General features: G+C 48.9%; 10 protein-coding genes and 1 tRNA gene. 4 read left to right on the forward strand and 7 right to left on the reverse strand.

Annotated features, from left to right (window positions below):
- The 6 genes from AC14M5_RS09525 to AC14M5_RS09550 form a co-directional block, all read right to left on the reverse strand.
- Positions 1-1,266 carry a DNA methyltransferase gene (locus AC14M5_RS09525; RefSeq protein ID WP_484029424.1) on the reverse strand — a complete coding sequence of 422 codons (1,266 nt, stop codon included), beginning with the start codon at positions 1,264-1,266 and terminating at the stop codon, positions 1-3.
- Positions 1,267-1,346: 80 nt separating this feature from the next.
- Positions 1,347-1,823 (reverse strand): ribonuclease toxin HepT-like protein, encoded by a 477-nt coding sequence (locus AC14M5_RS09530; protein WP_484029425.1) that lies wholly within the window; start codon positions 1,821-1,823, stop codon positions 1,347-1,349.
- On the reverse strand, positions 1,820-2,209 hold the full coding sequence (locus tag AC14M5_RS09535; RefSeq protein WP_484029426.1) for a nucleotidyltransferase family protein: 390 nt from the start codon (positions 2,207-2,209) through the stop codon (positions 1,820-1,822). Before AC14M5_RS09535 ends, AC14M5_RS09530 begins: the two co-directional genes overlap by 4 nt.
- 51 nt (positions 2,210-2,260) lie before the next feature.
- Entirely contained in the window at positions 2,261-4,645 is a 2,385-nt protein-coding gene (pbpC, locus tag AC14M5_RS09540) for a penicillin-binding protein 1C (RefSeq protein WP_484029427.1), read from the reverse strand.
- Positions 4,646-4,833: 188 nt separating this feature from the next.
- Positions 4,834-4,904, reverse strand: a tRNA-Gln gene (locus AC14M5_RS09545).
- Between the two features lie 52 nt (positions 4,905-4,956).
- Positions 4,957-5,292 (reverse strand): hypothetical protein, encoded by a 336-nt coding sequence (locus tag AC14M5_RS09550; protein WP_484029428.1) that lies wholly within the window; start codon positions 5,290-5,292, stop codon positions 4,957-4,959.
- A gap of 164 nt (positions 5,293-5,456) precedes the next feature.
- On the opposite strand from AC14M5_RS09550, the gene AC14M5_RS09555 reads away from it, so the two are divergent.
- From AC14M5_RS09555 to AC14M5_RS09565, 3 genes are read left to right on the forward strand one after another with little or no spacing between them, the layout of a single operon-like run.
- Positions 5,457-7,142, forward strand: coding sequence for a glutamine--tRNA ligase/YqeY domain fusion protein (locus AC14M5_RS09555; RefSeq protein ID WP_484029429.1), 1,686 nt, complete (start codon positions 5,457-5,459; stop codon positions 7,140-7,142).
- Between the two features lie 15 nt (positions 7,143-7,157).
- The gene (locus tag AC14M5_RS09560; RefSeq protein WP_484029430.1) at positions 7,158-7,655 is read left to right on the forward strand and encodes a hypothetical protein; all 498 of its coding nucleotides are present in this window, start codon (positions 7,158-7,160) and stop codon (positions 7,653-7,655) included.
- Between the two features lie 41 nt (positions 7,656-7,696).
- Entirely contained in the window at positions 7,697-7,912 is a 216-nt protein-coding gene (locus AC14M5_RS09565; protein WP_484029431.1) for a hypothetical protein, read from the forward strand.
- Positions 7,913-8,004: 92 nt separating this feature from the next.
- On the opposite strand, the gene AC14M5_RS09570 is transcribed toward AC14M5_RS09565, so the two are convergent.
- Entirely contained in the window at positions 8,005-9,696 is a 1,692-nt protein-coding gene (locus AC14M5_RS09570; RefSeq protein ID WP_484029432.1) for an ABC1 kinase family protein, read from the reverse strand.
- A 428-nt stretch (positions 9,697-10,124) separates the two neighbouring features.
- Between AC14M5_RS09570 and AC14M5_RS09575 the strand changes: the two genes are divergently transcribed.
- Complete coding sequence (locus AC14M5_RS09575) at positions 10,125-11,870, forward strand: ABC transporter ATP-binding protein (RefSeq protein ID WP_484029433.1); 1,746 nt, start codon at positions 10,125-10,127, stop codon at positions 11,868-11,870.
- The last annotated feature ends 18 nt before the right edge of the window (positions 11,871-11,888 follow it).

Genomic DNA, 11,888 nt, shown 5'->3' on the forward strand with positions numbered 1-11,888 from the left:
TTACCCCTTTCTAAATACCAGAACATATTCTGTGCTCATTCTTTCACCAAATGCTTGTCGAACATATGGAAGGACTCTCTTATTAGCCTCAATTGTACGAATATGTTGTGCTTCTAGCTCCAGACCAAAAGGTTTTCCAAACTCAATTAGTGCATCATGGGTTGGAACCTGAATCTTACGGATATGTGAAGGACAAACAACAATAATTGCATATTTACTTGGTTTTAGAACGCGAGCTATTTCAGCCATTACGTCCTGCATATCTTTAAAGTATCTGTGAAAGAGAAAGGCTTTTCGCTTATCGACCTTTTCGAGCTGAGAAACTACGCTCTGAACAAGATCATATTTGAGTACTTCACTTTCATCATACGGCACAACCCTCCCCTTTTCGCTACCAATGTAGCTAGCCCCATCTGTTCTATAATCTTCTAGAGTAACGTTAAGGGCTTTTTTCATCCAACCTATAGCTAGAAAATGTGCACGTTGATAGTCTAAAGCTGTTGCATAAGGCGGAGATGTAAATACCAAATCAACGATACTATTTTGCAATGGAAGAGCGCGAGCATCTCCGCGAAGAATTTTTTGGTGAATTATGGTTCTGACGTCAGAAAGCTTATAAAACTCTAGCATATGGCGTCGCATTTTTTTTACACGCACTTCAAATTTTTCCATAACATTTGGTGCATCTGGATGTTTGTAGTAATGACTACGTGAGTGAATGACGTCACGTGCATTGGCAACACTACTTTTCGCAATAATAATTCCAGAGAATGCTACCCACAGAAAGTCTCTCACATCCTCTTCCACAGAGGCATTGGCGATATGATAGGTTAAAAGTGAAAGTGTTGATATAATTTTTGGAGTAAACCAATGATCAATGTTTAGGAAATTCTCTGGACGTTTTAATCTTGACAGTAATCTGGAATTAGATAAACGAGATTTTAATGAAATTAAATCTTTAAGAACTTTACTTGTTACAAGCTCATATGCTTCAACAATTTTATCGTCAGGTATGTAATGAGACTTTACTTTGGCAATTAAACACGCAAGTGGATCTATATCAAAACCGATGACATTCCTATTGCGAATAATTCCTTCAACCATAGTTGTCCCGCTTCCGACCATCGGATCAAGAACTAAATCACCGACTTCTGAATAGTTTTCAAGTCCATAATTGACTAGTTCTGGAGGGCATTTGGCAGCGTAGGAATGTAGGCCATGAGTTGCATATGTAGTATTTCGGTTTGTTAGGTTGATTTCTGGCATAACGCCCTATTATGTTGAATTTTTAGGAGGATATCATTACCGGAGCACAGCTACTAAGTTGTATTGTTTGGTCAGATAAATTATCGTCCCTGCTCCAGAAAAGCGACGAAAGCCAGTGATTCCGCTCTCAATTGGGTAAACAGGTCATCGACAGATAAAACAAGATTTTCTACCTTGGATGGATCAAATTTATAAGTGTACACATTCCGCACTACGTGACGAAAGCCGCGATATTCATTCAAACGCCTGCCGACTTCCGCTGAAATTACAGCAGGGCGGATGTGCGGAATATCTTCTGTCATTTGTTGCAAGAGAAGGAAGTGCCAGTTTTCTCCTTCAGGAAGCGAACCATCTATAGTCTCAGCGATTAGGGCAAAGATGCGTTCCAATCCAGAATAAAAACCATGTAAGTTCAAGGCCACACTGTCGAGATAGAAATCATCATTGGAGCGACGGGCACGCTGCCAGCCTTCATTTGTCCGCGCCACTACACGCTCAAGTTCATTTAGTTCCTTACGGATACGTGAAGCTAAATCTTTGAGGGCTTCTTTCCTCATAATGATTTACCATCTTTATTGATATTTTCACGCATGGAAGATGGACAGGTTTCGAGGTCTATCAGGTCTATCTTAAATTCCGCACCCATGCCCGTAACAAGGCCAACAGCTTCAAAGAAACGTGTGGGAGGGATTCCGCGCACGGCAATATCAATATCAGAGTAAAGCGTAAAACTTCCGCGTCGAGCAAGCGAACCAAATAAGATGACCTTTGTTGCGCCAAATTCATCCCGCAGGAGTTTGGCGGCTTTGCGTGCAGCGGCATGGGCACGCCTGCGACGGCTGGATATTTTCGCGCTCGTCTTTGCCCTGCGGCGGCGCATGGCTTCGAGAGGGCGGTATTTCTTTAGCGCTTTGGGCGATAAATTCAAAGCAGTTGAGGACATGAATGAATTATAACTTTCTTTTTCCCACTTTCATTTTCATTTCGAACTTCCCTACTCCACCACCGTGATCGTCACTACATTACTCTTAACCACCTCACCATTTGTCCTTATGCCCTCAGCCCAAAAACTATGCTCGCCCAGGGACAAGATCCACCAGGTTTGGTATGGAGGCGTGGAGAGGGTCGTCAGTGCTATGCCATCCACGAAGAAGGTTACTTGCGCGAGGTCGGGGGCTGTCAGCGTGGAGATTTCCAATTGTTGGGCACTCAGGTCAAGGTCGGGGGTGATGCGGTAGGTTGTATTATCGATGGGCGATGTGAGGGTTAATCCGCTGGTCTTGTTCACGTCATTCAATAATGGCAAGCCTTGTGAACGCGCCCAATCCTGTGCTTCGATGGGAATATCCAAAACAACTTCGCCCGTGGCTGAGCGTTGATAAAAAGTATCGAAGGCTGTGGGCTGCGTGCCTGCGATGAACCATTCCTTTTTTGTATGCGGACAGGTTTCGGTGGGAAGCAGGCCCGAGAGGTCACATACTTCCACTTGGGTCATGCCAGCGGGCTGGGTAAAGGTTTTATCGGGGCGGCCCTGCAAAATGGAACGCATGGTCTCGGCCCAAATTGGCGCCGCGCCCGTCAGCCCCGTGACGTTGTGCATGGCCTGATAATTGCTGTTGCCCACCCACACACCCACCAGCAGGTCGGGCGTATAACCGATGGTCCAGTTATCGTGAAAGTTTGTGGTGGTGCCAGTTTTCACGGCGGCGGTGCGATCAATTTTCAATACGCTGTTGGTACCAAAGCCCGTCTGGCGCGATCCGTCGTCGCTGAGGGTGTCAGAGATAAGCCACGCCACACGCGGGTCAACGATTTGAAGCACGGAAGATTTCACTGGTGTGTATAAAAGATTTCCGTCCGCATCATAAATATCAAGAATGGATACGCTGCCCATGTAGCTGCCATTGTTTGCAAAAGCCGCATATGCACGTGATAGCTCCAGCAGACTCATTTCTCCTCCGCCCAACGCCAGAGATAGATCATATTGCGCGGGTTCATATAAGGATTTTATGCCAAGCCGATCCGCAAGCGCGATCACATTTTCAATGCCTACATTTTGCAGGGTCAGCACGGCAGGCACATTCAAAGACGAAGCCAGCGCCTCGCGCAGGGAAACAAAGCCATGCTCCCTGCCATCGTAATTGACTGGCTTGTAGGGTTGGTTATTTTTTGTAGTGAAAGTATGCGCAACATCCATCAGCGTGGTTGCGGCCGTCATGGGGTGCGCCCGGTCAGGGTCCAGCGCGGCGGCATAGATGATGGGCTTGAAGGCCGAGCCCGATTGCCTTGGCATGATCGCCATATTGAGCGCACCATAGATGGATGAGTCGAAGTAATCTGCACTGCCGACTAAAGTGAGTATCTCGCCCGTCAACGGTTGGATCACAACCAGCGCCGCATTATTGACGTTTTGGTTGGTCTCGCCTTCGAGGGGCTTGAACGACGCGATGCGCCGCTTGACGATCTCCTCCGCGAGTTGCTGCATGTTCAAATCCAGCGTGGTGCGGATCACCAGGCTTTGTTTTAGATTCAATGTGCCTGAGGCAAAGAGTTCGTCCAGTTGATCCTTGATCATCCAGACAAAATGCGGCGCTTCGATAGGGTAGGGCGCAGCGTTATAGCTCAACGGCGCATTCTCGGCATCTATTCTTTGCTCGGCTGTGATAAAACCAGCTTTCTCCATCAACCCCAGCACCACCCGCTGACGTTCGAGCGCCAACTCAGGATTTGTAAATGGATTATAGACTCCAGGGGTTTGCGGCAGGCCAGCCAGCAAGGCACACTCCGGTAAAAGCAAGTCCGATGCAGGTTTCCCCAAATAGGTCTGAGACGCAGCTTCGATCCCATAGGCCATACCGCCGTAATAAATTTGATTCAGATAGAGCGCGAGGATTTCATCTTTGGAATAGGCACGAGTTAACTGCCAGGCTAAAACGGTCTCACGCAATTTTCGGCGCAGGGTTCGCTCTGTCACTTCATCGCTCAATAACAGAGTTCGCGCCACTTGCTGGGTGATAGTGCTCCCACCTGAAAGAGTCTCGCCACCTCGCAGGTTGATCCACATCGCGCGGAGGATCCCCGCTACATCCACGCCGTGGTGTTGGTAAAAGTTTTTATCCTCCGCCGCGATGGTCGCATCCTTCATACATTGCGGGATGTTTGCAGCAGAAAGCACAGCGTTGCGCCCACCCTCGGCTGAGATGATCTCATATAGCAACCGTCCGTTGCGGTCAGTGATCTTGATACTGGGTTGATTTAGGTTTTCAGGGAGAGAGATTATGGAAGGAAGATCGTAGAAGATGTAAATAAGAAAGGCCGTGAGGAGGAAGATTGCAAGTAATGAGAAACGAGTCAGCTTGGATTTCAGCAGGGTTCGCATGGGGTGATTATAAAGATGTTTGGAAGAAAGCGTGAAAGTGCCACGTCATTGCGAGGGTGCTCTTGTTCTTTGCCCGAAGCAATCCCTACCTCGATGAGGAGATTGCTTCGTCGGGAAAGACGCCCTCCTCGCAACGACATGTCCTTAAAAAGCAAAAAGCCACCTATTTCTAGGTGGCTTTTTGCTAGCTGGGGAACCTGGACTCGAACCAAGATTTTATCTTCCAGAGAGATACGTGCTGCCATTGCACCATTCCCCAAAACTTTTTCCAACGGGCGGTATTTTATCACGCGCATGGGGATGAGGCAAGGTCATTTCCGCGCGGCACGGCGGGTATTGTCTTCGATATCCAAAAGAATTAATAATCCATGTGAAATTGCTTGCAGGGTGGCAAAAAAGATCAAGCCAGCCAGGCTGGGTTGAAATTGCCAGAGAAGCTGTTGGAGGAAGTCCGTAGGCCCGCCTATATAAACCAAGTTGCGCACAAGCTGCAAGATGAACACGCCCAGGGTGACCAGCAATTGGAAGGCATATATTACAGCCACTACCCACGAAGCGATCTTCAAGAGGCGTGCCAAGCGCAGAACGGCATCACGGTCAAAATAGGTTCCAGCGAAGTTGGTTTTTGATTCATTCGAGTCGGTCATTGTTCCTCCGGTCTAGATTATACATGAATCAAGTTTGTTATAATTGCCAAAGTTAACCCAAGAACCATCAGGGGCGGGAATGCGTCTCTTTAGCGTGGCAGATAACAGTTAAAGTTGAAGCGGCGTAGTCCATTCCTGAAATTCAGTACAAAGGCAATCCATCCATGAGCGACGAAGAAATGAATCCACAGGACAATAGACCCACAGATTTTATCCGCGAGGCGGTTACAGAAGATTTGAAGAATGGACGCTTCAATTATGTCCGCACCCGCCTGCCTCCTGAACCGAATGGTTATTTGCATATCGGACACGTAAAGGCCTTCATGATCGACTATCTCATCGCCAAAGAAAATAACGGTGAGTTGATTTTGCGTTTTGACGACACAAACCCGACCAAGGAAGAAACTGAATTTGTGGAAGCCATCGAGGAGGATGCGCGCTGGCTGGGGATCGAATGGGTGAAAGTAACTTATGCCTCCGATTATTTTGACGAGTTATACGACTGGGCGAAAAAACTTGTGTTGATGGGCAAAGCTTATGTGGACGACCAAACTCCCGAGGAAGTGATCGCCAATCGCGGCACATTGACCGAGCCTGGAAAAAACTCCCCATATCGCGACCGCGATGTGGAAGAAAATATGGATTTGCTTGAACGCATGAAGAATGGTGAGTTCCCTAATGGTTCGCGTATCCTGCGCGCAAAAATTGACATGGCGCATCCCAACACCAACATGCGCGACCCTGCCATGTACCGCATTATTCACGAGCCGCATCACCGCGCTGGAGATAAATGGAAAATTTATCCGCTTTATGATTGGTCGCATGGGCAGAACGATTCGATGGAAGGCATTACCCATTCGTTGTGTTCGATTGAATATGAAAATCATCGTCCACTGTATGAATGGTTTTTGGATCAGCTCGGCGTATTCAAGCCGCGGCAAATTGAGTTTGCGCGGTTGAACTTAACGTACACTGTGATGAGCAAACGCAAGCTGCGCCGCCTTGTTGAAGAAAAACATGTCAATGGTTGGGACGATCCGCGCATGCCAACTCTGCGCGGTATGCGTCGCCGTGGATACACGGCCGAGGCCGTTCTTGATTTTATTCGGCGCGTGGGTGTGGCGAAGAATTACAGCATCAGCGATGTTTCATTGCTCGAAGCTTGCGTGCGCGATGACCTCAATAAAAATTCCCTGCGCCGCATGGCAGTCATCAAGCCATTGAAAGTGGTGATTGATAATTATCCTGAGAATCAAACCGAAGAGATGGATGCGGTCAACAACCCTGAAGGCCCAAATGCGGGCACGCGCAAGGTTCCATTCTCGAAGGTCATTTACATCGAGCAAGATGACTTCCGCGAGACGCCGCCGCCAAAGTATTACCGTCTCTTCCCTGGAAATGAAGTGAGATTGCGTTATGCGTATTTCATCAAGTGCACGCATGTGGTGAAAGATGATAAAGGCGAGGTGATCGAAGTCCACGCCACTTATGACCCATCCACTCGCGGCGGAGATTCACCAGATGGGCGCAAGGTGAAATCCACGATCCATTGGGTTTCTGCGGTCCATGCCAAAGAAGCGGAAATAAGAATGTACGACCGCCTATTCACCAAGGAAGACCCCGAGGAAGGCGAGGAAGGATTCCTTGGATGCTTGAATCCGAACTCATTGCAGATCCTGACTGGATATGTAGAACCGCATCTTGCCTCACCCGAGGTTGGTTCACGTTACCAGTTTGAGCGTCTTGGCTACTTCTGCGTGGATATTGATTCCAAGCCTGAAAAACCAGTGTTCAATTTGACAGTCAATTTGAAAGACGCCTGGGCAAAACTGGAAAAGAAGGTCAAGTAAGTTATGGAGAACAAAGTGAAATTAGATATTTTTCGCAACATAGTGACAGCCCTTCTCATTGCAATGGTCATTACCGCCTGCTCGCCGCAGGCCCCAGCCACCCCTACAGTGGATGTTATTGGGACGGCTGCGGCTCAATTAGCGGCACAGATGTTGACCCAAACCGCTGGCGCAGTTACCTCCACTCCCCTGCCGCCGACAGATACACCTACGCCGATGTTCACTGACACACCCGCCGCACCGACTGAGAAACCTCAGATCAACCCGCCAAGATTGATAGCCCAAACCGGCTGTTGGACAGGCCCCGGTGACAGCTACACATTAATCAGCAATATTGAACTTAATCAACAAGGAAGAAAGAACGTTATCATCCTTGGAATTGGCTCCGAACAAGGCTGGATTGTGATCAGGAATCCATACTTCAACAACCCATGTTGGGTCAAACTTGAGAGCATGGAAATTGATCCAAATATGGACATGTCCCAGTTCCCAGTGATGACTCCCGGACCGTAACATCCATCGGTGCTATAATTTCGATAGACAAGGAGTGACCCATGAACTCAGAAAAACGAAAATCAATGAAAGATAAACTTCCATCCGAAGCGTTGGAACATATGAAAGCCGCACGCGAAGAGATGCGAAAGAGCATGGAGACCATTCTACCTCCAGGCTTTTTGGAACACCGCCGTGCCGCCCGAAAAGAAATGCTCAAAGCCTTCCGCAGTTTAATAGACGCAGCCATCGAAAAAACAGACGAGAAAAAGAAATAGCATCCGGTTCGCTCACTTCTCGTGGGCCTGTCCGCCGATTACGCAGATTTCACTGATTTATTAAAACCAAATCGGTGAAATCTGCGGATAGCTCATCTCCACGGACGATGACCGCGCGCGAAGAAGAGGATATAAAGCAGCGCAAGCGATGCGCCCCCGAACATAATCTGCGCGAGTATCTTATCTGAATCGTATAAGATCACACCGGAGATCGTCAACGCCAGAAAAACAATACCACCCGTCAAACGATTTATAGAACGCTCCAGGTAGCTGATCTGGATATTGACCATTGGCATCTGTACATTTAGTTCGCCACGTTCCATGCGTCCCAGCACCCTTTCAGTGCGACCTGGAATTGCAACCAGCACCTTGAAGAATTCACCCGCTTCGTCAAAAAATACATCCCACCAGGAACCTCCCTCACCTTCCGCAAGTTTTTTTGCATAGGGCGCGAGTTGCTGCCACAAGTTAAACTCCGCATATAACCCCGTGCACATTCCCGATAATATTCCCATCGTTCGGCCAAGCAATAAAAGGTTCTCAGGGATTTGAAACGGCATATTGAAGATCAACTCGCGGAATTGAAGCCCAAACTTCATCATATCTTCGTGCTTCACGCTTCGCAATTCATTCATGTTCATCCCCCAAAATCGATCAAAGAGCTGTGCGCCCGCCTCCTCCAATAATTTCAAATTTGCACTGGGAAGTAGCGCCCCCAGGGTTTGGTATGCCTTCACAAGGCGCGGCGAGTCCTGCAAGCCAATCGCGATCACTACCTCACGCAATCCTTCCATCAAATTTTCAGGCATGCGCCCCACCATGCCAAAATCCACGAAGGTCAACTTCCACGCAGTCGAGCCATCCTCATTCTTCTCAGCCGACGGAGTGATGAATAAATTTCCAGGGTGCGGGTCGGCATGAAAAAATCCGTCTTCAAAGATTTGCTTTAGATAAACAGCAAACAAACGCTCGGCCACTTTTGCGCAATCAATTCCCGCCGCCGTAATCGCATCATAATCCGTGACCTTGATCGCAAAGACATCCTCCAACACCAGCACGCGACGAGTCGCATGCTTCCATACTACACGAGGGACATGCACGTTCACATCGTCTTTGAAGTTGGCTGCAAAAATCTCGGCGTTTTTCCCCTCTGACAGATAATCCATCTCCTCTTGAATGGTGGCTGAGAATTCCGCAATAATAGCAGGGACATCCGCACGGTCACTGACAGGGCGGTAGCGTTTCAGCCATCCCCCTACCACACGCAAAGCGGACATATCCACTTCCACAATCTCTTCAATGTGCGGACGCAGAATCTTCATCACCACCTTTTCAAAACCAAGAGTCTCTGCTTCCTGCGGATGCAAGCGGGCGCGATGGACCTGTCCCAATGACGCGGCAGCGAGCGGAGATTCTTCAAAAGATGCGAAAAAATTATTTAATGGCGAACCAAGCTCGGTTTCAGCCAGGAGGCGAACAGAGTCAAAATCCACCGGCGGCACTTCATCCTGTAATCCCGCGAGTTCATCCGTGATCTCAGGTGGAAGCACATCTAGCCGCGCCGAAAGGAATTGACCGACCTTGATCATCACCCCGCCAAGGCGGATAGCCAGGGCGCGAAAGCGAACTGCAATGTGCCGATAGCGCTGAGAACGCGCGTTGCGCGCAAGAAAGTCCAGCCCGATACGGTGCAGGATAATATCCCAAAAAACAATGCCCAAAACAACCCTTGCAAAGAACAATACAATACGCCAGTAACGTGTGCGCAAAATTATGGATCGCATGAGGCCTCCGTGAGGTTCCATTGTAAGTCCGTTTCATATCTTTATTGGCTTGAGGAACGTCAATAAAACCTGGTGACTTGCAACAAATTACATGATTTGTCTTGACAATCCGCCCATCTCTGATGTAAACTGCGAATGTAATTAATTCCAAAGAAAGGAGCGCGCTTCATATGCACTTGTTTATCATAGCCAAACGTGATCGAAAACTAACCCCTTCTCGAAGTGCGCCTATAGACCGCTAAAGGTCTGTCCCTGTGTCTTTTTAGCCACGGTGCACTTCTGCACCGTGGCTTTTTTTATTTTATTGTCATCATGTCGTTGCGAGAAGCGAACGAGAGTGAGCGACGAAGCAACCCCTAACTTGATAAGGAGATTGCTTCGGGCGGAGAAGCACGGCCCTCGCAACGACATAACCAACGAGAAACATCATGAACCTATCATTTAAATCCTACTGGAATCTTCTCTCTGACCACATCCGCCCACAAAAGGGACGGTTTATTCTGTTGGCTGTTCTTCTATTCGGCAGCATCGGCCTGCGTATCTTCGCGCCTCAGATCATGCGTGAGTTCATTGACTCTGCGCTGGCAGGCGAAGCATTGCAAACCCTCACCTGGACGGCAATTGCATTCATTGGTATTGCCCTCATCCAACAAGTTGTTGCAATTGGCGTGAAATACCTCGGCGAAAACGTGGCATGGACCGCCACCAACGACCTGCGCGCGGAGCTCGCCTGGCACGCGCTAAACCTGGATATGAAATTTCACAACGATCACACGCCCGGCGAATTGATCGAGCGCATTGACGGTGACGTGACTGAACTCGCAACCTTCTTCTCACAATTTGCCTTGAACCTGGTTGCCAATGGTCTGCTCTTGATCGGCATACTAGTCGCTTTGTTCATCGAAGATTGGCGGGCTGGGCTGGCCTTCACTGTTTACTCTGTACTCACTGTCACCATTCTTGGACGACTAAAAAATATTGCTGTGCCGCACCAAAAGGCAAGGCGCGAAGCCGAAGCAAATTTATACGGTTTCATCGAAGAGCAACTCTCTGGAACCGAGGATATCCGCTCGAGCGGCGCAGTGGATTTCTCCATCCGTGAATTGTTCCGCCATCAAAGTGTGATCCTCGGCCATAACCGCAGGGCGCATTTCAAACGCTGGATCATCGAAAACGCAATGGGATTCGCGCTGACTGCGGGCAACCTGCTGGCCATCACCAGTGGATACTGGCTGTTCTCTGCGGGCCTCATCACGGTCGGTACGGTCTATCTGTTCGTGCACTACATCAACCTGCTCGAAGAACCCTTCTGGGCCATGACGCATGAAATAGAGAGTTTTCAAACCATAGGCGCGTGTGTTGAGCGGCTGACCGAGTTCCGCAATTTCAAAGCAGAAGTGGTCAATGGCGCGGGCGTGGAGATTCCATCCCGCCCACTGGCCCTGAGTTTTCAAGATGTAAGCTTTTCCTACAATGGCAACGACTCCGTTCTCAACGATCTTTCCTTTGAGTTAAAACCTGGCTCCATCCTCGGATTGCTCGGGCGCACAGGCAGCGGCAAGACCACACTGGGACGATTGATATTCCGTTTATATGATGTGAAGTCTGGCAGCATAAGAGTCAACGACTCAGACCTGCGAGAGACACATCTTGAAACGTTGAGACGCAACATCGCCATCGTCACACAGGATGTGCAATTATTCCGCGCCAGCATCCGTGACAACCTGACCTTCTTTGACCGGACCATACCTGATGAAAAAATTATTGGTACCCTTGAAGAACTGGAACTTGGCGATTGGCTGCGGAACCTGCCTAAAGGTTTGGATACCGAACTCGACACAGGTTCCCGTTCCCTGTCCGCAGGTGAGGCGCAGTTATTGGCCTTCACGCGGGTGTTCCTGCGAAACCCAGGTTTGGTGATTCTCGATGAAGCGTCATCGCGCCTTGACCCTGCCACCGAACAGAAACTTGAGCGCGCAATAGATAAGTTACTTGAAAACCGAACGGCCATCATCATCGCCCATCGTCTGGATACGATCCATCGTGCAGACGAGATCATGATCCTGGACAAAGGCTCGGTCAGCGAATACGGCGACCGTAAACAATTGGCGGCAGACCCGAACTCGCGTTTTTATCAACTGCTGCAAACTGGAATGGAAGAGGTTCTTGCGTAATACCCCGGTGGTCGAGTA

Source organism: Candidatus Villigracilis sp. (assembly GCF_057083605.1).

What these genes read in the sequence shown, in the direction of transcription:
- AC14M5_RS09525 (WP_484029424.1), bottom strand. Translation starts at nt 1,266, where the DNA reads ATGCCAGAAATCAACCTAACAAACCGAAATACTACATATGCAACTCAT.
- AC14M5_RS09530 (WP_484029425.1), bottom strand. Translation starts at nt 1,823, where the DNA reads ATGAGGAAAGAAGCCCTCAAAGATTTAGCTTCACGTATCCGTAAGGAA.
- AC14M5_RS09535 (WP_484029426.1), bottom strand. Translation starts at nt 2,209, where the DNA reads ATGTCCTCAACTGCTTTGAATTTATCGCCCAAAGCGCTAAAGAAATAC.
- pbpC (WP_484029427.1), bottom strand. Translation starts at nt 4,645, where the DNA reads ATGCGAACCCTGCTGAAATCCAAGCTGACTCGTTTCTCATTACTTGCA.
- AC14M5_RS09550 (WP_484029428.1), bottom strand. Translation starts at nt 5,292, where the DNA reads ATGACCGACTCGAATGAATCAAAAACCAACTTCGCTGGAACCTATTTT.
- AC14M5_RS09555 (WP_484029429.1), top strand. Translation starts at nt 5,457, where the DNA reads ATGAGCGACGAAGAAATGAATCCACAGGACAATAGACCCACAGATTTT.
- AC14M5_RS09565 (WP_484029431.1), top strand. Translation starts at nt 7,697, where the DNA reads ATGAACTCAGAAAAACGAAAATCAATGAAAGATAAACTTCCATCCGAA.
- AC14M5_RS09570 (WP_484029432.1), bottom strand. Translation starts at nt 9,696, where the DNA reads ATGCGATCCATAATTTTGCGCACACGTTACTGGCGTATTGTATTGTTC.
- AC14M5_RS09575 (WP_484029433.1), top strand. Translation starts at nt 10,125, where the DNA reads ATGAACCTATCATTTAAATCCTACTGGAATCTTCTCTCTGACCACATC.